At 58.6% G+C, this 22,081-nt stretch carries 18 protein-coding genes; 10 read left to right on the forward strand and 8 right to left on the reverse strand.

Going from position 1 to position 22,081, the window contains the following annotated elements; all coding sequences use genetic code 11:
* Positions 1-9: 9 nt before the first annotated feature.
* The 3 genes from QPM17_RS14685 to QPM17_RS14695 are packed head-to-tail and all read left to right on the forward strand — an operon-like array spanning position 10 to position 3,386.
* A complete protein-coding gene (locus QPM17_RS14685; protein ID WP_285391576.1) occupies positions 10-756 on the forward strand; it encodes a DUF484 family protein in 747 nt (248 codons plus the stop codon).
* Positions 757-758: 2 nt separating this feature from the next.
* Positions 759-1,706: a tyrosine recombinase XerC gene (gene xerC / locus QPM17_RS14690; RefSeq protein WP_285391578.1), complete on the forward strand. Its 948-nt coding sequence runs from the start codon at positions 759-761 to the stop codon at positions 1,704-1,706.
* Positions 1,707-3,386 carry a diguanylate cyclase gene (locus QPM17_RS14695; RefSeq protein WP_285391579.1) on the forward strand — a complete coding sequence of 560 codons (1,680 nt, stop codon included), beginning with the start codon at positions 1,707-1,709 and terminating at the stop codon, positions 3,384-3,386.
* A 1-nt stretch (position 3,387) separates the two neighbouring features.
* Here QPM17_RS14695 and QPM17_RS14700 read toward each other — a convergent pair whose 3' ends face one another.
* Positions 3,388-3,621: a DUF2789 domain-containing protein gene (locus QPM17_RS14700; RefSeq protein WP_285391581.1), complete on the reverse strand. Its 234-nt coding sequence runs from the start codon at positions 3,619-3,621 to the stop codon at positions 3,388-3,390.
* A 143-nt stretch (positions 3,622-3,764) separates the two neighbouring features.
* On the opposite strand from QPM17_RS14700, the gene QPM17_RS14705 reads away from it, so the two are divergent.
* Positions 3,765-6,563, forward strand: a complete 2,799-nt coding sequence (locus tag QPM17_RS14705) for a transporter substrate-binding domain-containing protein (protein ID WP_285391582.1) — start codon at positions 3,765-3,767, stop codon at positions 6,561-6,563.
* An 8-nt stretch (positions 6,564-6,571) separates the two neighbouring features.
* On the opposite strand, the gene QPM17_RS14710 is transcribed toward QPM17_RS14705, so the two are convergent.
* Complete coding sequence (locus tag QPM17_RS14710) at positions 6,572-6,934, reverse strand: hypothetical protein (RefSeq protein ID WP_285391583.1); 363 nt, start codon at positions 6,932-6,934, stop codon at positions 6,572-6,574.
* A 218-nt stretch (positions 6,935-7,152) separates the two neighbouring features.
* On the opposite strand from QPM17_RS14710, the gene QPM17_RS14715 reads away from it, so the two are divergent.
* Both QPM17_RS14715 and QPM17_RS14720 read left to right on the forward strand, forming a co-directional pair.
* Positions 7,153-7,785, forward strand: a complete 633-nt coding sequence (locus QPM17_RS14715) for a hypothetical protein (RefSeq protein ID WP_285391584.1) — start codon at positions 7,153-7,155, stop codon at positions 7,783-7,785.
* A gap of 12 nt (positions 7,786-7,797) precedes the next feature.
* Complete coding sequence (locus QPM17_RS14720) at positions 7,798-10,002, forward strand: patatin-like phospholipase family protein (protein WP_285391585.1); 2,205 nt, start codon at positions 7,798-7,800, stop codon at positions 10,000-10,002.
* A gap of 10 nt (positions 10,003-10,012) precedes the next feature.
* On the opposite strand, the gene QPM17_RS14725 is transcribed toward QPM17_RS14720, so the two are convergent.
* The 3 genes from QPM17_RS14725 to QPM17_RS14735 form a co-directional block, all read right to left on the reverse strand.
* Complete coding sequence (locus tag QPM17_RS14725; RefSeq protein WP_285391586.1) at positions 10,013-10,687, reverse strand: GntR family transcriptional regulator; 675 nt, start codon at positions 10,685-10,687, stop codon at positions 10,013-10,015.
* Positions 10,688-10,795: 108 nt separating this feature from the next.
* Positions 10,796-12,232: a cardiolipin synthase gene (gene cls / locus QPM17_RS14730; protein ID WP_285391587.1), complete on the reverse strand. Its 1,437-nt coding sequence runs from the start codon at positions 12,230-12,232 to the stop codon at positions 10,796-10,798.
* Entirely contained in the window at positions 12,229-13,293 is a 1,065-nt protein-coding gene (locus QPM17_RS14735; RefSeq protein WP_422732772.1) for an AraC family transcriptional regulator, read from the reverse strand. Before QPM17_RS14735 ends, cls begins: the two co-directional genes overlap by 4 nt.
* 401 nt (positions 13,294-13,694) lie before the next feature.
* Here QPM17_RS14735 and QPM17_RS14740 point away from each other — a divergent pair, with 401 nt between their 5' ends.
* From QPM17_RS14740 to QPM17_RS14755, 4 genes are all read left to right on the forward strand, one after another.
* Entirely contained in the window at positions 13,695-14,486 is a 792-nt protein-coding gene (locus tag QPM17_RS14740) for an alpha/beta fold hydrolase (RefSeq protein ID WP_285391589.1), read from the forward strand.
* A 103-nt stretch (positions 14,487-14,589) separates the two neighbouring features.
* A complete protein-coding gene (locus tag QPM17_RS14745) occupies positions 14,590-15,684 on the forward strand; it encodes an SMP-30/gluconolactonase/LRE family protein (RefSeq protein ID WP_285391590.1) in 1,095 nt (364 codons plus the stop codon).
* Entirely contained in the window at positions 15,677-16,153 is a 477-nt protein-coding gene (locus QPM17_RS14750) for an acyl-CoA thioesterase (protein WP_285391591.1), read from the forward strand. The genes QPM17_RS14745 and QPM17_RS14750 overlap by 8 nt, the downstream gene beginning before the upstream one ends.
* Positions 16,154-16,212: 59 nt before the next feature.
* Entirely contained in the window at positions 16,213-17,202 is a 990-nt protein-coding gene (locus QPM17_RS14755; protein ID WP_285391595.1) for an NADP-dependent oxidoreductase, read from the forward strand.
* Positions 17,203-17,207: 5 nt separating this feature from the next.
* Here QPM17_RS14755 and QPM17_RS14760 read toward each other — a convergent pair whose 3' ends face one another.
* The 3 genes from QPM17_RS14760 to QPM17_RS14770 form a co-directional block, all read right to left on the reverse strand.
* Positions 17,208-19,055, reverse strand: a complete 1,848-nt coding sequence (locus tag QPM17_RS14760) for a cation:proton antiporter (RefSeq protein ID WP_285391596.1) — start codon at positions 19,053-19,055, stop codon at positions 17,208-17,210.
* Positions 19,056-19,084: 29 nt separating this feature from the next.
* Positions 19,085-19,912, reverse strand: a complete 828-nt coding sequence (tcdA, locus tag QPM17_RS14765) for a tRNA cyclic N6-threonylcarbamoyladenosine(37) synthase TcdA (protein ID WP_285391597.1) — start codon at positions 19,910-19,912, stop codon at positions 19,085-19,087.
* Between the two features lie 286 nt (positions 19,913-20,198).
* Positions 20,199-21,974: an acyl-CoA dehydrogenase C-terminal domain-containing protein gene (locus QPM17_RS14770; RefSeq protein WP_285391598.1), complete on the reverse strand. Its 1,776-nt coding sequence runs from the start codon at positions 21,972-21,974 to the stop codon at positions 20,199-20,201.
* Positions 21,975-22,081: the final 107 nt, after the last annotated feature.

Consider the following 22,081-nt stretch of genomic DNA (forward strand, 5'->3'; position numbering starts at 1 on the left):
GAGAGCAACATGACAGATCAAACGGCCCACAAGAAGGCCGGAGAGCTCACCCCGGAAGCTGTTGCGGACTATCTGCGCGACAACCCCGATTTCTTTGTTGATCAGGACGAACTCCTGCGTAGCCTGACACTGCCCCATGACAGCGGCCGTGCAATATCGCTGGTGGAGCGTCAGGTACATCTGTTCCGTGAGCAGCGTGATACCCTGCGTCGCGAGCTGGTGGAGCTGGTTTCCATTGCCCGGCATAACGACCGCCTGTTTGAGAAAAGCAAACGGTTGTTGATGCAGGTGATCGAAGCTCGCAACCTGAATGATATGGCGGCCGCCATAGATGACAGTATCCGTGGTGACTTCGGCCTGGATGCAGCTTCGGTCATTCTGTTCACTGACTCCGAATTGCCGGCGGCTGCCCAGGGTGCTTTGCATGTGGTGTCACCGGAGGCGGCAAAAGCGCGCCTTGGCGGTTTGCTGGAAGGAGACCGTGCCGTCTGTGGCCAGTTCCGTGAAAGTGAACGAAGCTTCCTGTTCCCTGACCGGGAAGAGCCGATAGCCTCTGTCGCACTGGTGCCGCTGCGCCATGATGAGCTGGTAGGCGTGTTCGCCGTAGGTAGCTGTGAACCCGGGTATTTCGACCAGAGCATGGGCTCGCTTTTCCTGACCTATATCAGCGATACCCTGAGCAGGCTACTGCCCCCCATACTGCAGCGCCATACGGCCGCAGTGCCGGTCACCGACGTGGTGGCGGAGTCTCGCTGAGCATGAGTCAGGCCATTGATGAAACAGGCCTGATTGCTGCGCTCTATGAGCCATTGGAAGGCTTTTTGCGTTACCTGGCATCGGAAAAGCGGCATTCGCCGCGCACCTGCAGCAGTTATCGCGACGACCTCAAGCGCTTTCTCGCCTGGACGCGGGAGCAGCAGGCTCCGGACTGGCGGGCCCTGACCAACCATGATCTTCGGCGGTATGTTGCCCTGCTGAGCCGGGAGGGGCTTGGCGGGCGCAGCATTGCCCGGCACCTTTCTGCAATTCGTCGGTTCTACGAATACCTGCTGCGGGAACATCTGGCCACGGATAACCCCGCCCTGGATATCCGGGCTCCCAAGGCCGGTAAGCGCCTGCCCAGGGTGGCGGACGTCGACCAGCTTAATCACCTGCTTGATGCGACTCCTGACGATCCACTGGAAATTCGTGATCTGAGCATGTTTGAACTGATGTATTCATCAGGTCTGCGGTTGTCGGAACTGGCCGGCCTGAATCTGCATTCCGTGGACCAGCGTGGCGGAGAGGTTCGAGTGCTTGGTAAGGGCAGCAAGGAGCGAATTCTGCCGGTCGGGCGTAAGGCGCTTGATGCGCTTGCCTGTTGGCTCGAGGTTCGCGGGGTAATGGCGCCGGAGGCCGAGAGCGCATTGTATGTGAGCCGTCGCGGAGACAGGCTCAGCACACGCAGCATCCAGTCACGGCTCAGCCGTTGGGGGCTGACAAAAGGGGCCGATCAACGATTGCATCCGCATTTGTTGCGACACTCGTTTGCCAGTCACATGCTGGAATCCAGTGGCGACTTGCGGGCGGTTCAGGAGCTGCTGGGCCATGCGGACATAGCAACAACACAGGTCTATACTCATCTCGATTTCCAGCATCTGGCAAAGGTTTACGACCAGAGCCATCCCCGTGCCCGTCGTGGCCAAAAACAAGGCAGGGAGAGCTAAATGCCATCGGATTCATCCTGGAAAGCCAAGTACCTGAAGGCGCTTGAATCATCGGAAGAACGCGAGTCCCAATGGAACACCGAGAAAAACCAGCTCCAACGCATGCTGGTTCGAACGAGCCTGGCCTCTGAAGGGCAGAACCGGGAGCTGGATCGTCTGCTCGCCCATTTGCGCAGCGAGTTACGGAAGGAATCTCCCGACTCCGAAAGCTGGCGCAAGTTGCAGGATCGCATTGATCGCCAGGTGTCGGTACTTGATGAACAGAAAATGGAATCCGCGCGTCGCATCAGTCTCACGTTTGAACAGCTTTTGTCCGAATTGCGTGCCCACCCTCTGTTTGCCAACGGCAAGGACCGCCTTCGTGATCTGGAAAAACGGCTTCGTAAACCGGAAACGCATCAGTTGCACTTTACTGAGTGGCTGTCTGATCTTGCGGGGGTTCTGGAAACCGGACTGATGGGAACCGGGGAGCAGGGACCAAAGCCCGGAATATTTGGCCGGCTGTTCGGTGCCCGTGATTCGCTGCCGGAAAAGACGGAGGCCGACACCTCGGATGTCCGGCCTGCCCCGGCGGGATCGGAGCTGGATCAGGGGGATGCGGAAGAAGCCAGCCAGCGCCTGAGAATTGCGCGGAGGGTAGGTGAGTTGCTCGGGCACCTGCTGGGGCAGGTATCCCTGGAGCCCGTCTCGGAGGCCCGGGCCAGGCGGCTGCAGGAGTCATTGCTCAATAGTGATAACTGGGATGAGCTGCGCGAAGGGCTGAACGGCGTAGCGGAACTGGTGATTGCGGCGGTCACAAGAAGCCAGAGGGAGTTTGAGGCATTCCTCAGACGCCTGGATGAGAGGCTGGAGTCATTACGGCAATGCTTTTCCGAGCAGACAGCCGCGCAGACCGGTCGCCTCGACGCGTCTGAGGCGCTGGATCGTGAAATCCGGGATGAACTACAGGTGTTCGGCGCGCAAGTGGAGTCCAGTGCGGATTTTGGCCAGTTGAAGGCCTCGGTCGGGCGGCATCTGGAGTCGATAAGCGGCGCTGTGGAACGCTTCCGCACCCAGGAGTCTGAGCGTGAGAAGAACCTGTCGCAGCAACTGGAGTTGATGCACGAAAAGCTGGCAGCGGTGGAAGCACAATCGGAGCAGGTGCGGGAAGAGCTCGCGGAAGAGCGCCAGAAGGCGCTGAGGGATGTTCTTACCCAGCTGCCCAACCGGGAGGCATGGCAGGAGCGCCTTGCGTTCGAATGTCAGCGTTGGCAGCGCTATCGCCACCCCCTGACGATTGGCGTGCTCGACATCGATTTTTTCAAGCGGGTGAATGACTCCTACGGTCACAAAGCCGGTGACAGGGTGTTGCAACTTGTGGCCAAGGCGCTGAGTGAGCGGCTCCGGACAACGGATTTTATTGCCCGCTTCGGTGGTGAGGAGTTTGTCATTCTTTTGCCCGAGACCCCATCAGATGTCGCAAAGTCGGTGCTTGATGGCATGCGGGAGCATATTGCCTCATTGCCGTTCCATTTTCAGGGGAGTCCCGTGTCCGTGACGTTTTCCGCCGGGCTTGCAGAGTTTACTGACGGGGACGATGAGGACGAGGTTTTTGATCGCGCGGACAAAGCTCTGTACCTCGCCAAGGACTCTGGGCGCGACCGGGTGCTGATCAGTGGGGGCAGCCCCCCTGCAACCTGAGTCAGTGACGCATCAGTGCGTCCAGCTCGTCGATAATTTCCGCCCAGTCGGAGTCGTCCTCCAGGCCTTCCTCCAGGAAGTGGGATTGGCTCTCGGACCAGAAAGGCGCGTCCTGCAGGGCGATTTCCGAAGGAAGGGGTGAGTGTTTTGCAATGAAATCCTCAATACTGCGTTTGTCAGAGGGCATGCCCAGCTGTTCAAACAGGGCGCTGAACGTGTGTTTGCTGGTATCCATTGTAATGGCTCTCCCCGGGGCGTTCCCCAGTTTGTCGATGAATGCGAGTCAGGTCACGGTAAATCGGGTAACCCGCTGAATGCAATCAAAAGAATTTACGGGTATGGTTCCCTGAACTGTAGCCAAACCGGTGAGGATATCCAGTGAGGGCCGCTTTTTATTTTCTGTGGGCAGTCAACTGCCTTCTGGTGTCCGGCATCTCCATTGCTGAGCCGCCCCAGCCGTCGCCAGCTCCGGTCCTGGGCAGCGACGACCTGCGTTGGTTGCATGACCGAGACGCTTTTCGCATCGGTGTTCGTGATGGCCAGGTACCACTGGCGTTCGACACCGGGGACGGAGAGTTGGCCGGCATCTTCATTGATTACCTCAACCGGATATCCGAGAAACTGGATGTGCCCGTTGAGCCAGTTGCAGGCAGTGAAGCGCAGCTGGATGAGTGGCTCCGGGATGGCAGTCTGGATGCCCGGCTGAGCACCCGTCTGGCGAGTCAGCCGGCGCCTTCGGATGTGGCTGTGTCGTCACCACTGATGAGCGTGACCTACGGTATTTTCGTGAATTCCGGGGATGCTGGCATACGCAAACTCTCGGATCTCGAGGGTACTCGTTTGGCCCTTGTCACAAATGACCCCAATCAGTTCGCCCTGCTTGATCCTGTTGACGATTTTTCCCCCGTACCAGTAGCCAGCATCAGTGAAGCGGTCAGCATGCTCCTGTCCGGTCAGGCCGATGCGTTCCTGGGTCCGGTTCCTGTGGTTTCGGATTACCTTCAGTCCGCCATGGTGAATGGAGTGGGGATGGCCAGGCTACTGAGCCAACAATCGGCGGATGTTGTGCTTGAGGTCAGCGCCGGGGAGGATCGGATATATCGGGCGCTTAATCAGGCAGTGCTGGCCATAGACCATAACGAGCATCGTGCAATTCGGCAATCCTGGCTGCAAACGGAGTTGCCGGAGCAGGACTCGTCCACTATTTCACTGACAGCCGACGAGAGTGAATTCCTGAAACGCAATCCCAACCTCCATGTGGCCTTCCGGCCAGACTGGCCACCGTTCGAGTTTGCTCAGGATGGCCAGCCCACCGGGCTTGTGCCAGATCTGGTTTCCCGTCTGGAAGAGCAGCTCAATATTCGTTTCAGCCGTGAGCTTCTATCCGACAGTGCCGATGCCGAATCCGCCCTGAGCTCAGGCAGGATCGACGTATTGCCAGCTCTTTCCCGCACACCGAAGGTGCAGGACCGGTTCCTTTTCAGTCGGGCCTACCTGACGGTTCCCATCGCCCTGGCTATTCGTGATGACGGGCGGTTTGTCGGCGAGCTGAGGGAACTGAGGGAGGAGCGGGTGGGCGTCGTGAACCGTCAGGCCGGGCACGATTACCTGCTGATCAATCACCCTGACCTCAATCTCTACCCTGTCACCTCAATCGAGGAGGGGTTGCTGGCGTTATCAAACGGGGACCTTGATGTGATGGTAACCCATATTCCGGGGGTAAGTTATACCGTGGCCAGGCTGGGGCTTTCCAACCTCAGGATTACCAGTATCACTCCCTATCAGTACGAATTGAGGTTTGCTGTCAGTAAGGAGCAGCCGGAACTCCAGCGCATCCTGAACAAAGCCCTGGGCAGTCTCGACGCTTCTGAAACCGAAGCGATCTACAACCGCTGGATTCACCTGGATATTGAACAGGAGACGGACTACACCGTCGTGCGCCGCATCGTGCTCATCGCCATTGTGGTGGTGCTGATCTTTCTGTACTGGAACCGCAAGCTGTCGCGGGAGGTGGACGAACGTATCCGATCGGAAAATGCGCTGCGCAGAAGTGAAGATGAACTACGGGCAGCGAAACTGGAAGCAGAGCGACTCGCGCGCGAGGCGGAGGCGGCGAGCCTGACCAAAAGCGAGTTCCTGGCCAATATGTCCCACGAGATCCGCACGCCGATGAATGCAGTGATCGGTTATAGCGATCTGCTGAGCAACACCGTCAGGGACCCCCAGCAGCGGAATTATCTGGATGCCATCCGTGCGGGGAGTCGCAGCCTGCTGATGCTGATCAACGATATCCTCGACCTGTCCCGCATTGAGGCCGGCAAAATGCGGCTTGAGTATTCGGCAGTTTCAATGCGTCGTCTGCTCAGTGATGTGCGGCATATATTTGACCTCAGGGCCACCGAGCAGGGAATTTCACTCGAAGTCAGTGTTGACTCCAAGATGCCGGCGGCGATGATGCTGGACGAAACCAGGCTGCGTCAGGTTCTGTTCAATCTGGTGGGCAATGCCATCAAGTTTACCCACGAGGGTGGTGTGACCGTCCGTGCCACAGCCACGCCCCGAAAGTCAGGAGGGGGAGGGCCTGCTGCCGACGGCAGTACCGATAAACGCAGATGGTATCGCCTGGTAGTGACGGTTGCGGATACTGGCGTGGGTATACCTGTTGAGCAGCAGGAGCAGATTTTCGAGGCCTTTGAGCAACAGGAAGGGCAGAACAGCCGGCGTTATGGGGGGACCGGTCTGGGCCTTGCCATCAGTCGCAAACTGGTACGCATGATGGGAGGCGAGCTCACCGTTGAAAGTGAGCCTGGAGCGGGCTCCACCTTTACAGTCACACTGCCGCGGGTGGAAGTGACGGATGAGCAGGCCGAGGATGAGGGTGCGCCCGAAGAGTCCGAGCGTCTGCTGGCCCAGACCCTGAGCATGCAGGAGCGCGGCTGGCTGCGGGAGCAGCTGGCCAGGGACTTTGGCGATGAGTGGCAAACAGTGCGGGAGAGCGGTGACCCGGAACAGATGAAGGATTTTGCGATACGCATACTGGAATGGGGCAAGCGCTTCAGGTCGCCGTCGGTTACCCGCTACGGTGAGAAGCTGCTGGCGGATGTGGAGGCGTTCAACCTTGATTCTGTCAACAGTGCGTTGGAGGCCTTTCCGCGACTGTTGGGCCGTGACCAGTAAGACTGCTGTCAGAGGCAGTCGTACTGGGACTTTCGGTCAAAGGCAACCGCGACCATGTCATACCCGGAATCGGACAGGGACTGGATCAGCTCCCGGTCTTTCAGCAGCGCCATGCAGACTTTATGAACACTGGCCTGCAACTGGTCGGCGGCCGGGTCGGATTCGAAACGGAAGTCCACAATCAGGTATTTGCGCTCAATAGGGGAGGTGTCGGGGATATCCTCGCGCTCAACGCTCTCATACCCGATGTAGGTTGCTTGCTGATCAGGAAAGACACCGCTGAGCAATACGTCCAGATTGCCTGCCGTTGCGGGCTTTATAGCCAGGACCAGCAAGAGGGCGAAGGCGCCAGCGATACTGCGGATAGTCATGGAGCCACTCCTGTGATGTGAGTCCGTGGAGGTCTGTAAATATATGTAACATTTAGTTACTGATCATTATTGCAGAGTCCTGGCCGTTTTTCCTGATTTGTGCACACATTTTTCAATTGTTTGCAGTTTCCGGCAGAACTGGACCGGACAGCCGCGAATTTCCCGGGCCGCCGGGATCAACTATGATGAAAGAATCAGGTACAGCTAGAGGCAGAATCATGTTCCAGCTCATTTTTAAAGGTGAATGCACGCCAGGGACCGATCCGGCAACGGCCCGAAACAATGCCAGAGCCTTGTTCAAGGCCACGTTGGAGCAGGTAGACCGTATGTTCAGTGGTCAGCCGGTGGTGATCCGCAACAAGCTTGAAGAGGTGCAGGCGGAAAAGTACCGGGCCGTCTTGCAGAAACACGGCATGGTGGCCTATGTAAAGCCCATGGAAGGGGCGGCGCAACCTGCGGCATCCAGTCCGTCGCCAGCGCGGGAGCCCTCAGCGCAGTCGCAATCCGAGCAGACGGCCAGGCCATCAGTGGCGGAACAGGCTGCGCCTGAGCAGGGTTCCAGTTCTGGCAAGCCGGCCTCGTCCGTTGCCGTGGAGCCGGGCGATCGCCTGCCGGTGGCGGGCGAGAAGGTCGACACGATTCTTTCCGGGTCCGGGCTGAGTCTCGACCCGGTCGGTGTAACCCTTGAGGAGCACAGAGACGCTCCGCCCCCCATGTTTCAGCACCTTGACGACTGGACACTGGCACCACCAGGAAGTGAGCTGGGGGTAAAGCGGGATATCCCGCCCCCCGTCGTGCCGGATGTCTCCCATTTGTCACTGGCTGAAGAAGACGGCAAGGAAAATCAATAGCATGCGGGCAGGATGATGTCGGCACGGGGATTACTGGTACTGACGATTGCGGTGCTGGGATGCATTCCGGCAGTGGCCGACACCGGACGGCCAAAAGTAGGGCTGGTGCTCAGTGGGGGAGGTGCCAAGGGCATGGCCCATGTCGGCGTGCTGCGTGTGTTGGAAGAAATGCAAATACCGGTCGATGTGGTGGTAGGCACCAGTGCAGGTTCTGCGGTTGGTGCACTCTATGCCTCTGGCATGGAGGTTCCTGAAATCGAAGAGCGCTTCATCGAGATGGACTGGGTCTCGAGTTTTCGCGATGACCCGGGTCGTGCCTATAAACCGGTTCGTCGCAAGCGCCAGGACTGGCGCTTCCCGGTTTCACCGGGCATCGGTGTTCGTGCGGATGGTCTGCACTTGGGCGGGGGTATCATCGCCGGCCAGAATCTGGGGTTTATTCTCAACGAGCTTACCCGCGAAGCTTCTCTGGTGGAGGATTTTGACAGGCTGGCTATCCCCTTTCGCGCGGTTGCCACGGATCTGGAAACCGGCGAGGAAGTGGTTATCGGTAGTGGTAATCTGTCCGATGCTATTCGCGCCAGCATGAGTATTCCCGGTGTCTACGCTCCGGTCACGCTGGACGGGCGCCTGTTAGTGGACGGTGGCGTTGCCAATAACCTGCCGGTCAGTGTGGCCAGGGATCTCGGCGCTGAGATCATCATTGCTGTGGACATAACGGACCCATTGCTGGAACGTGAGGAGATCCGCGAGGCGTTTTCTGTAGTGGGCCAGCTGACCACCATGATGACCCGCAGAAACACCGAGCAGCAATTGGAGTTGCTGACGGAGGAAGACATTCTGATCCGGCCGGATCTGGAGGGGCTTTCCTCGTCGGACTTCTATGAGGCCCCAGCGCTGTTTGAGCTGGGTGCCAGTGGCACTCGAAAGCATGCCGGTGAGCTTCGTCACCTGAGCGTTAGCGACGATGAATGGAACCGTTTTCGTAGCGGTGTTAAGGCACATTCATTCAGTCCCGGTCTGATTACCGCAATCCGTATTGACGACAATTCCCGCCTGGCGGGGGATTTCCTGCGTCAGAGGATAAGCCAGAAAACCGGTGAACCCTTGGATGTCGAAGCGCTTGAGGAAGATCTCAAGCGCATCTATGGACTTGGCTACTATGAAACGGTTTCCTATTCGCTGGCGCCTTCGGATACGGCTGGCACGGAGCTAGTTGTCAGGGTCCGGGAGAAAAGCTGGGGGCCCAACTACCTTTCATTCGGCCTTCACTACGAGGACAACTTCGAAAACGACACCCGTTTCAATGTGGCAACGTCGTTGCGTATGACGGGTCTCAATGCCCTGGGTGGCGAGTGGGCAACGGGGCTTCAGCTGGGTACCCAACCCTGGATCCGCACCCAGTGGTTCCAGCCCCTGGACTATGGGTTCAAACGCTTCCTGACTCTGGGAGGCGAGTATGACAGGGAGAGTCTGAGTGCGTTTGATGGCGAGGGCGAGCGTATCGCCGAAGTGGATGTTACCAACCGACAGGTGGATCTTGCCATAGGCACTGAACTCGGGGCGAACGGAGAAATTCGCCTTGAGTATATGCGAGGATATGCCACTGTTGACGGGCAGGTGGGACAACCGGTGGCGCCCTCCGGCTCCATCCAGAGTGGCAGTCTTAATCTGCAGCTGGTCCACGACTCCCTGGATGACACCTTTCTTCCGGAGTCCGGCGCCTTTGCCGGTATTCGCGGCCGGGTCGAGCGCCCCGGCCTGGGGTCTGACCGTCACTTCGATTCTGTGACCATCATGACTCTGGGCACCGCCAGCTGGAAAAAAACCAGCATTACCGGACTTCTTTACGGAAGAGCAGTGACCCGTGGAGAAGCCGGGGTCGAGAACTCGGTGCTGCTGGGCGGGTTTCGTCGGCTGTCGGCCTACAGTAAGGGTGAGATAGCGGGCGAGGATGCAGCACTTGCCGGCGTCTTTGGCCGTCAGGAGTTTGGTGGGCCTTTTGTATCCTGGTTTGCCGGAGCCGGTTTCGAAACCGGTAACGCCTGGCCATCGCTTGGAGATGCCAGATGGAATGACCTGCTGTATTCAGGCAGTGTATTCGCTGGGGTTGAAACCTTCCTGGGGCCGCTTCAGGTGGCCACTGCCTACAACAACGAGGATGACTGGAGTGCCTACCTGAGCCTCGGGTTCTCGTTTACCCGTCTGTTTGACTGACTGCATCGATTCACGCAGTGGCAGGCGTGCTTCCGATGGCGTCGAGGACCTGTCGGCACTGCTGTTCAGCGTATTTTTCCAGGATATCGGCCAGACGCTCCTCGTCGTGCTCCCTGATGGCATCAATGGATTCACGGACGTGTTGCAGGTTGTCCTCCAGCACCCGATTGCCCCCGCGCTGAAAAGCGACGAAGGCACAGCGTTTGGCTGAGGGCCAGAGATCCTCTATGGCGGATACAATGAAATAGTTGTCGGCGTAGGCCAGTGACGCCTGGGTATACTCGATGCCCAGCTCCAGGAAAGCCAGCAGGTCATTTTTGTCGTGACAGGCTTTCATGCGCTGATACAGGGACTCAAGCTTTTCCATGTCCTCGGCTTGCCACTGCCGCACCAGCTTACGGCCGGTATGGGTCAGGTACAGTTGCAGCACCTCGTAAAGACTGCGCACAAAAAACTCGTCCAGCGGTGTAACGAAGGCCCCCTTGCGCGGAACGTTCTGCACCAGGTGGCGCTTTTCCAGCAACAGTAAACCCTCGCGGATGGAACCATGGCTGACGTCCATCTGTTTCGCCATGGCGCTTTCGTAGATCCGCTCTCCAGAGCGCAGTTGGCCGAAAGCGATGAGGTTTTCAATGTGGCGTGCAACCTGTTCAGTCAGGGTTTCGCGGGGCTTGAATGTGGTCATGGTCCTGCTTCGTTACAGCGTGCTGGCTCAATGGTTCTGGCATACTCTCACATTCTTTACGTCCGGAAAATGGTCACACTGAAAGCGGTTCCGCTGTCGCGGTGTGTTTCAGAGCAGGGGAGCCATCAGGCGGGTGGCCCTGCAGGCGAGGCGGAATGGAATTGAACGGTCCCGGTAATCCCGCTCTGTCATCAGTCGGCAGCTACTGAGGTCTTGCTCCAGCATCTGTTCGACACCGTCTACAAAATCTCCGGCTGTGCTGATGGCGGTAATCTCGAAATTCAGCCGCATTGACCGGTTGTCCAGATTGGCCGTGCCCACGGCAGCGTAGCGGTGATCCACCAGCACCATTTTCTGGTGCATGAAGCCGGGCTGATACCGGTAGATCCCGATACCGGTCCGGCAGGCCTGGACCAGGTAGGAATAGGCGGCAAGCCCGATCAGCCGGCTGTCGGATTTCTCCGGAATGATGATTCGCACATCCACACCCCGGAGCGCGGCCAGCTGCAGCGCATTCATGATCTGGAAATCGGGCACGAAATAGGGCGAGGCAATCCAGATCCGCTCCCGGGCGTTGTTGATGCAGTTCAGGAAGAACAGCGTGCAGGTTTCATAAGGGTCTGCCGGGCCGGTGGGAAGGATCAGCACTTCCTGATTGCCCCGAGCCGGCAGGGAGGGGGTCCAGTTGAGAGTGGGGAACTCTTCGCTGGCCCAGTTCCAGTCTTCCAGCCAGGCCAGTTGCAGGCCGGTCACTGCCGGCCCGGTGATGCGGCAGTGACTGTCACGCCAGGGTTCTTCGTCCATGGCGGTGCCCAGGTACTCGTCACCGAGGTTAATGCCCCCGACAAAACCCACCTCGCCGTCGCAGACCAACAGTTTGCGGTGGTTGCGGAAATTGACCTGCATCCGCATGCGGCGAAAATTGCCGTCTCCGAACGAAGCAACTTTTGCCCCGGCTGCAGCCAGTTCCCTGAGGTATTTTCTGGGTAGCCAGACACTGCCGATATCGTCAAACAGAAACCAGACTTCCACGCCCTGGGCCAGTTTGCGTTTCAGAATCGACTTGATGCGCTGGCCCACCTTGTCGGATCGAACAATATAGAATTCCAGGAGAATATAGTGGCGGGCGTTCTCCATGGCGTCGAACAGTGCCTCGAAGGTTGCCTCACCGTCCTTGAGCAGGTCGCACTGGTTGCCCCTGGTGAAAGGTTGCCGGCCCAGCTTGCAGAGTACCTGGAGTTCATCGTGAAAATGCTCGTGGTCCCGCTGGTTGATGGCCTCGGTCTGCTGTTCGAAACGGTTGAGCAGGGCGGTGAGTGCTGCATCTCCCGTTCGGCGGGTCCTCAGGTAGCCTCCGAACCGGTTGCGGCCGAACAGCAGAAACATGGGAACGGCGATGTAGGGCAGGCCGATCAGTGCCAGGACCCAGGCAAGTGCGCCCTGGGCCGTTCGGTAGGTCATCAATATCCGGTAGATGCAGACTGCTGCCGCGGCATAGAGCAGCCCGATGGCAATCGCGAGCCAGGGGATCTCTGCCGGGCTCATTCTGACGCTTCCCCGGTTTCGTTGGCCTGGTGACGGGCCCGATACTGGGCCGGGGCCATGCCGGTCCAGCGTTTGAACGCCCGGCTGAAGGCGCTGAGTTCGGAGAAGCCCAGCAGGAATGCAATCTCGCCCAGCGCGTAATGGTCTGACGCAACATACCTCAGGGCTTTATCCTTGCGTACCTCTTCCACCAGTTCGTGGAATCCCAGACCTTCCTTCTTCAGGCGCCGATACAGAGTCTGTCGGCTCATGTGGCACTGCTTCGCCAGGGTGTCGGCATCAATACGTTCAGTAGCCATCTGGCGGGAAATCAGTCGCCGTATCTTGCGGCCAAAGGTGCGCCGGCCCTGAAGTCGCGCAAGCAGGCTATTGACCTGTTTGAGTACCGCCGAATAGACGTAGGGATTGCGGTGTGGAATCGGGTGGCTCAGGTGCCGGCTGTGGAATGCAAGACGGGTGGTGCCGGAACCGAAATAGACGTGCCCGCCCAGTAGGCGGGGATACTCCGCGGCATAGGACGGCTCCGGGTGGGCAATCTCGGTCCACTCGGCAACAATGGACGGGTGGATGAAATGTCGCGTCCGGCAAATAGCCGCTGCCAGGGTCCGGTCCATATCCTGGCGGCAGTAATGCCCGGGTGAATCCGCCTGCCAGGTGAGAATGGCCTGCTCGCCGGCCTGCTCGAAACTCAGTATGACCGACTCATTGATCAACCGGTGCAGCCGCACATACTGGGTGACTGCCTCGCCGAGGGTATCGCAATTGAAGAACACATGGCCCACCAGTCCCATCCGGTCAGGATCCACCACCTGGCCGGCATGAAGTCCTACGGCAGGATCACCGGTGACTTTCTCCGCATGTTGCCAGAGGCGGTAATGGTTTTCGGCGGGAATGCGAAGATCCGGGTCGGTCAGTTCGGTGCGGGTGTAACCGGTGATCTGCTCAACAACAGGAAGGTCCAGTACCCGTTGCCGGTCAAGATAATGAACCAGTGCCAGCGTGCTTGAAGCTGCAACCAGTGGCGATGTGGTGGCTTCTGCCTGTGGAGCGTTCACGGTCACCTTTGTTTGATGGTTAACAGGAATTCATCGATGCTGATACAAAATGTCAAGCCTGTGGGACAGCCTGTCAATGGTATATCCCCGTAACAACGATAGCATTAAGTTATTGAGGATTCTCATCCGCACATTATGAATCAGGAGGTGTTTTCATGGAGCTTGAAATTTTTGTACCCCATAACGAGCTGGAGCGTCGCAACATTGCCGAGCTGGCTGAGTACCTGAACAGCATGTACTACTGCTGATCGAAAGGTATCAGAGTTCATGACCTGAGGCCGGGGGAACCCCCGGCCTTTTTTTGTCTGAACGATCCGTTTGGCCCGCCTCGTCAACCGGTGCCGACTTGTGCCTGTAACGATCGATGGTAATGTAGACGGTTTACCGGCTTATAGGAGGCTCTGGCCATGAGTGTTGAACTCAACTACCGGATTACTGGCGAAGGTCCGCCGGTGATCCTGCTGCACGGCCTGTTCGGGTCACTGGAAAACCTGGGGGGCATCAACCGCCGGTTGCAGGATCAATGGCAGATTCATGCCCTGGACCAGCGCAACCACGGCAGCTCCCCCCATACGGATACCATGGACTACCCCGCAATGGCCGAGGACGTCCTGGCCTACATGGATGCCCGGGGGCTGGACAAGGTTTCCATTCTCGGCCATTCCATGGGTGGGAAAACGGCGATGCAGGTTGCGCTGCAGGCTCCGGAGCGGGTCGAACGGATTATCGTTGCGGATATCGCACCTGTGACCTATCGCCCCCGTCATGACGCTGTACTGGAGGGCCTGACCTCTCTGGATCTTGGCTCGATCCGTTCGCGGCAGGAGGCTGACACGGCGTTGGCTGATTACGTTGAGGAGCCGGGTGTCCGACAGTTCCTGTTGAAGAACCTGGTTCGGGTCACGGAGGAAGAGCGCAATGATTATCCCGGCGTTTATCGCTGGCGGCTGAATCTGCCGGTAATTGAGCAGTGTTATTCGAAGCTGGCCCAGGCGCCGGAAGGTGAGGGGCCTTTTGAAGGGCCGGTGTTGTTTATCAAGGGTGCCGACTCTGCCTATATTCAGGAGAAGCATCGCGACGATATCCGTCGCCTTTTCCCCAACGCGGATCTGCGTATCATTTCCGGCACCGGGCACTGGTTGCACGCTGAAAAGCCCGACAGTTTTGCAGCGCTGTGCCGCAGGTTCCTTACAGGTTGACTGTATCAGCGAGAGAGTCTGGTCGGCAGCACGCGCCAGTTCAGCCCGGAGCGGCTGTCTGATAAGGTGGCAGGATTGTATCTGACAGGAACAGGCATCATCTATGAAGTGGCTTCTGGCAGCTTTGCTGATTGGTTTTCTGGCGTTGGGCAGTTTTCTGCTGTCGCCTTCGCCCATAAACAGTCAGTTCTGGAAAGCGCCGTCGCCCCGTCCGCTGACCGGTGAGCTGGCCCCGAACGAACGCTTGCGGTTGGCCGATCTGATCGCCAGGGGAGAGGTCTACGGCCCGGAAGACACCACTGTGGATGAAGAGGGCGTGCTCTATACCGGCACCCAGGATGGCTGGATTGTCCGGGTCTGGCCGGAGGACGGCCGGGTTGAGAAGTGGCTCGAGACCGGGGGTCGCCCCCTGGGTATGGTGTTTGACCGCCATGGTAATCTCATTGTCGCGGATTCCTGGAAGGGGCTACTGTCCATCGCTCCGGACAAGTCTGTCACCCTGTTGACGCGGGAGGCGGAGGGTCTGCCCTTCCGTTTTACGGATGATGTGGATATTGCCCCGGATGGCCGGATTTATTTCACCGACGCCAGCTCACGTTTCCGCCAGCCGGACTACCTTCTGGATTTGTTGGAAATGCGGCCTCACGGTCGCCTTCTGCGCTATGATCCAGACACGCAGAAAACCGACGTGCTACTGAGCAACCTGCATTTTGCCAACGGCGTGGCCGTGTCACCGGACGGCGAGTACGTGCTGGTGAATGAAACCTGGAAGTACCGGATTCTGAAGTACTGGATTGGAGGTCGCACCCCTGGTCAGGCGGAAGTGTTCGCCGACAACCTGCCAGGTTTTCCCGATAACCTGGCGGTCGACAGCGAAGGCCGCTACTGGGTTGCGTTTCCCACCCTGAGAAATGCCCAGGTTGACGCCATGCATAGGCAACCCTGGCTCAAGGACCTGCTGGCCAAACTGCCGGACTACTTTCTCCCGAAGCCTCAGGAATACGGCCTGGTGGTGGCAATGGACGAGCAGGGAGGGGTGATTACCAGTCTTCACGATACCCGCGGTACCCATCTGCAGGAGATAACTTCCGTCAATCCTCACGATGGCTACCTTTACTTTGGTTCGCTTCATAATGACCGCATCGGCCGGCTGGCGTTATCGGCCATTCCCGGCCTGGGAGACAAAAACGATGAGTGATGGCAACACGGTGAACTGGGACCTTCCCGAACCGTTCACCATGACCATTGAGGTGCGTGATGAGGATACTGACAGGCTGGGCCACGCCAACAATGTGGTCTATATACGCTGGCTTGAGGAAATCAGCTGGCAGCATATCGATAGCCTGGGAATGACCTGGGAGCTGCATGAAAAAACCGGCAAGGCCATGGCTATCACCCGCACTGAGATTGATTACCTGGCTGCTGCCAACTCCGGTGACCGGCTGGTGCTTGGCACCTGGTTAACCGGATTCGACGGACGTTTTCGTTCGGCGCGCCAGTTCCAGCTGGCGCGTGAGTCTGACGGCAAGACACTGGTGCGGGCGGTGTCGACCCATGCCTGCGTCAATATGAAGAGCCAGCGGCCTACTCGTATGCCCGCCGAGTTCGCTCAGATTCTCGGTGGAGCGATTGTCCCGGGAGGTCGCGGCCTTGATACCACAGGCTGAAGTTTCTGCTAGTCTGAACAATGATTCTGTCCTGTCCCTGAAGCTGTCTGGAGAACATCATGGAAAACACTGTTGATCCGAATGCTGGCAACGCCATGCGCCATGTGGTTTACGACCGCTTTGGTGATGCTGACGTACTCCGGATGGAATCCTCTGCGATCCCCGAACCGGGCGCCGAGGAAGTATTGTTCAGGGTAGCCGGTGCCGGGCTCAATCCTATCGACTGGAAGACCCGTAAGGGGTTGGGGTTCGTCGCCCGGCAGATAGAGAGTGATCTGCCCTGGACGCCGGGTTTTGACGCCGCCGGCGAAGTGATTGCTGTCGGCCGTGATGTTACCACCCTGGCACCCGGTGACCGGGTCATGGGTATGGTCGGCTTTCCCACTCGGGGCGGGGGGTATTCAGAGTATGCCGTTGCACGTGCCGACGAGCTGGCCATTGTGCCCGAAGAACTGGACCTGGTAACCGCCGGTGCCCTGCCCCTGGCGGCACTGACTGCATGGCAGGCGCTGTTCGAAGTGGCCGAGCTGGATGCGGGCCAGAAAGTTCTGATTCACGCAGGTGCTGGCGGGGTGGGTCATTTTGCAGTGCAGTTTGCACTGGAGCGCGGCGCCCACGTGATTGCCACCGCCTCTGCCGGCAATCGTGATTTTCTCGCAGCCCTGGGTGTCCATGAAGTGATTGATTACCATACCACTGATGTGGTGGATGAATGCTACGGGCTGGATGTGGTGCTGGATCTGGTGGGCGGCGAAGCGGGGAAGCGTTCCCTGCATACCCTGAGCGAGCATGGTGTACTGGTGACCATTCCCACGGTAACGGCAGACGAAATCATTACCGCTGCGGAAGCCTTGGGCCTGCGGGCCCACGGCATGACCGTCCGCCCCGATGTCTTTCACCTTGATGAGATTGCCGAACTGATCGAGGACGGAGATGTGCGGGTTCACATCGATGAGACTTTCCCGCTGGAGAAGGTGGCGGACGCCCACCGCTTGCTTGAGGGTGGGCACGTCAGAGGCAAGCTGGTGCTCGACTGCCGAGGCAGTTGAGCAGATCAGGCAGGGGCGGGCTCCGGTGACTCGCCGGTATCCCTCTCCTTGCGCTCCTTTCTTGCCTGGGGTGGTACCAGGCTGACAAGGGTCCAGTCCTTCTCTGGCTTGATGTCGTCCACGCTTTTGACCGGGGAAATGTGCTCGCGGTTGTCCAGCACAAACAGCACTATGGCCTGACGGTCGTATTTCTCCAGAAAGTCGTCGAAGGTGAATTCTTCACTGAGCTGGGTGGTTTTCACCGAATACCCCTGGCTTGCCAGGCTGGCAAGCTTGGCATAGCTTACACCGCCAAATAGCCCCCTTGTCAGCTGAATTTTCTCGGCAGTCTGATGCCTGGCTTTCTGGTCCTGGTCTCCCTCGGCCAGCGTCAGCACCGAATCCTTGCCGAACCAGTCGAGGAAGTGGTACGTGGCCAGTGAATTCATGTGCTTGTAAGGGGATATCACCAGCAGGTTACCAATGCCGGTCAGATCAAGATGTGTGGAGGCGTGCTCGGAAACCGGGTTGCCGAAATACACCTGCAGGTCGTCCATCCGCGCCTGTTTGACGTTCTCCCAGTTGGTGTCCGCCAGAGTGACCGGCACCTCCAGTTTCTTCAGGGCCAGAGCGATCTTCCGTGCAACCGGGTTGGCACCAAGGATCAGGAAGCCGTACTCCGCGGGTTCGGCCACATTCAGCAGCTTGGCCAGGGGGCGGGCGGTAAGACTCTGCAGGGTTACGGTGGCAATAATCAGCATGAACACCAGCGGCACCAGGGCTCCGGCACTCTCATAGCCCAGTTTCTGCAACTGGAAGGCGAACAGGGCGGAAACCGCTGCCGCAACGATACCCCGGGGCGCAATCCAGCTCAGGAACAGCTTGTCCCTCCAGGTGAGGCTGGTGCCCACAGCCGACAGGAAAATACTCACTGGTCGCGCCACCAGCATCAACAGGGCCAACACGGCCACCAGGCCCCAACCCAGTTGGGCTATGGCCTCAAACTCCACCCGTGCGGCTAGAATGATAAACAGTGCTGAAATCAGCAGTACGCTCAGGGATTCCTTGAATTCCAGAATGCTGTCGATGGGAACCTGTTTCATGTTGGCCATCCAGATTCCCATCACGGTCACTGTCAACAGGCCTGACTCATGAGCCATCTCGTTGGACAGGGCGTAGACTCCGAGCATGAAGGTCAATGTACCGGCGTTGTGCAGATACTGGGGCAAAAGGTGTTTGCGCAGTGCAATGCCATTGAGCCACCCGGCAACGGCACCAAGGACAAAGCCTACCGCAAGGGTTTTGCCGAAAATGTACATGGAATGGCCGAACACATTGCCCTGTCCCCAGGATATGATGCCCTCAAACACCAGAACTGCCAGCAGGGCACCAACCGGGTCAATGATAATGCCTTCCCAGCGCAGAATGTTGGCAAGTTTGGCATCCGGCCTGACTGAGCGCAGTAGTGGTGCGATGACGGTCGGCCCGGTGACAATGGATATGGCCCCGAAAAGCAACGCCACCTCCCATGACACGTCAAGTATCCAGCGCGCAGCCAGCGTACCGATAAAGCAGGTAACGATCGAACCCACGGGAATGAGGTTGCGAACCATCTTGCCATGGCCGCGGATTTCGTCGTAACGGAGGGTAAGGCTGCCCTCGAACAGGATGATCGCCACCGATAGCGAGATCAGCGGGAACAGCAGGTCTCCGAATACGGCTTCCGGATCCAGGAATCCCAGTAGCGGGCCTGCCGCAATACCACCAGCCAGCAGGAACAGAATTGCTGGCATACGAACCCGCCAGGCGAGCCACTGGCAGAACAGGGAAAGTACACCAATGCAGGCAAGTAGGAAGACAGTGCTGACGGTCATAGTGGAGTCAGTTCCATTGATTCATGGGTTTAGTTCTGTTGCCCGGCCGGGGAGGCTGCAGAGGTGTCTGACTCCGCCTTCCGCGCAAGCCTTGCCAGTAGTCTGGCGGCTGCAAAAAAACCGAAACTGGCGGTAACCGGGCTGGCGGCGCCGAACCCGGAGGCGCAATCCAGTCGCACCGGGCCTTCTGTGGCGGGCTTCTGGAGGCAGACCTCACCATCCCCTGCAGGATACGTGAGCTGTTCAAGGGAGTACACGGCTTCAATGCCAAAACGTCGTTTGGGGTTGCGGGAGAAGCCATACTCCCGTCGCAACAGATTACGTACCTTGGCGAGCAGTGGATCCTGGGTGGTCTTGCTGAGATCGCCGACGCGAATCTGGGTCGGATCCATCTGGCCCCCTGCACCGCCGGCACACACCAGCGGAATTTTCCGCCGCTGGCAGTGAGCGATCAGCGCCGCCTTGGCCTTGACGCTGTCAATAGCGTCAACCACTCCGGACATCTCCGGCGTGATCAGTTCACTGACATTCTTGGTGTTCAGAAATCCGAAATGGATATGGATATCGGCCTCCGGGTTGATTCCCCGCAGGCGTTCCGCCATGGCGTCGGTCTTGGTGCGGCCATACTGGCCTGCCAGGGCATGGAGCTGGCGATTGGTGTTGGAAACGCAGATATCATCCATGTCGATCAGCGTCAGTGTGCCAATGCCGGAGCGGGCAAGGGCTTCGGCTGCCCAGGATCCTACACCGCCGAGGCCGACAATGGCGATGTGGGCGTGACGAAAGCGCTCCAGAGCCCTGCGGCCATACAGTCGCTCGATACCGCCGAAGCGGAAGTGGAAATCGTCGCCCGTCATTCTGCATCTCCGCGCAAAAGCCCCGATTGTAACCCAGTCGCGCCGGCTGTCTCTAATCATTGGTGGAGCAGGGTGTCGGGAGGGAGCGATTGCCGGGCATAAAAAAAGGCCATGCAAACGCATGGCCTGTAAGCAAATGCCCAACCCGACGGGGGGTGGGCCGGACTAGTTCAGAGACACTAATCAACGTAATCAGTATCGTCTATTCACCTGTTCTCCGGAAGGTCATTAATTGACAATTGTCAGTCATTTCCGGCCAAGTTCCGGGTTGGGCCGGAAAGCAGGATTATGCGGCCCAATGGTTGTCATTGAAGGCCATGAGCGAGTCCTTTCCGCTCTCAATGTCCTGCAGTAGCCACTGAATCTCCGGTAGCAGTTTCTCGAAGTAGAAGCGGGCCGACACCAGCTTGCTTTCCAGCAGCGGCTTGTTGCCTTCGCCAGCGTCCAGTTGCGCCTGTGCTACGCCTGCCATGCGTGACCAGAGATAGGCGATCACCGTGAGAGCCATCAGGCGCAGGTAAGGCGTGGCTGCGGCCCCAGCCTGTTCCGGATCCTTGGGGGCATTGCCGGCAATCCACATGGTGGCAGACTCAAGCGATTTGATGGCCCTCTTCAGCTCTTCCCGGTGCGGTGCTTCCGGGTTTTCCTTGAGGTAGCCGGTCAGTTCCGCAAACAGGGTGCGTACCAGCTGACCGCCCTTCAGGCTGAGCTTGCGGCCCACCAGGTCCATCGCCTGGATGCCGTTGGTGCCCTCGTAGATGCGGGCGATACGACCATCCCGTACCAGCTGTTCCAATGGCCAGTCGGTGGTGAAGCCGGAACCGCCCAGTACCTGCAGGCCGGTGTTGGCATTGTTGAAGCCTTCGTCTGTGAGGAAGGATTTAACCACCGGGGTCAGCAGTTGAACCAGGTCATCTGACGATTCACGAACTGCCTCGTCGTGGTGAGCCACGGACAGATCCAGTTTGTGGCCGGTAAACAGAGCCAGGGCGCGCATCCCCTCATTGAGTACCTTCTGGCGCATCAGCATACGGCGAACGTCCGGGTGCACGATGATCGGGTCTGCCGGGCCGTCGGGGTTCCTGGCCCCGCTCAGGGCGCGGCTCTGCAGGCGCTCACGGGCAAAACCGAGACTTTCCTGGTAGGCCATTTCCGCCAGCCCCAGGCCCTGCATGCCTACCATCAGGCGAGCTTCGTTCATCATGGTGAACATGGCGCGCATGCCGTCATTGGGCTCGCCCACCAGCCATCCTTTGGCGCCTTCGAAGTTCATGACGCAGGTGGCGGAACCCTTGATCCCCATCTTGTGCTCAAGACCGCCACAGAAAGCCGGATTGCGCTCGCCGGAATCCGGCAGCACCTTGGGCACTACAAACAGGGAAATTCCCTTGGTGGTATCCGGCGCGCCGGGCAGTTTGGCCAATACCAGGTGCACAATGTTGTCCACCAGATCGTGCTCGCCGCCGGTGATCCAGATCTTGGTGCCTTCAATGGCGTAGGAGCCGTCATCATTCGGCGTGGCGCGGGTGCGGATCATGCCCAGGTCAGTGCCGCACTGGGGTTCGGTCAGGCACATGGTGCCGGTCCACTGGCCGGAGATCAGCTTTTCCAGGTAGGTATCTTTCAGTTCGTCGGAACCGTGGGCATAGAGTGCGCTGATGGCGCCGTGGGTCAGGCCGGGGTACATGCCCAGTGACAGGTTGGTGGAGCACACCATCTCATCCACTACGAACTTCAGTGTGTGGGGCAGGCCCTGGCCACCGTACTGCAGTGGTGCGTCCAGTGCTGTCCATCCGCCCTCTACGAATTTGGTGTAGGCTTCACGGAAGCCATCCGGCGTGGTCACGTCGTGGGTTTCCGGGTTGTACTGGCAGCCCTGGCGATCGCCTGTCTGGTTGGTGGGCTGGATCACTTCCGCAGCGAGCTTGCCGGCCTCGTCGATGACCGCCGAAATAAGGTCAGGTGTAGCATCTGCATACTTTTCAAGTTCATGGAGCCTGTCGGCGCCGAGGACATCAAACAGCAAAAAGCGAAGGTCGTTCGCTGGAGCCTGGTATTGCATGGAAGTCTCTCCTCAATGCAGCGGGTTGTGCCAGCAATGCCCGAGGCCTGTCAGATCGGTCGGGTGGACATTGCAGATTGTGTCAACGCCTCTATTCATACGGTCGT

Source organism: Marinobacter azerbaijanicus (genome assembly GCF_030250645.1).
Taxonomy (GTDB): Bacteria; Pseudomonadota; Gammaproteobacteria; order Pseudomonadales; family Oleiphilaceae; genus Marinobacter; species Marinobacter azerbaijanicus.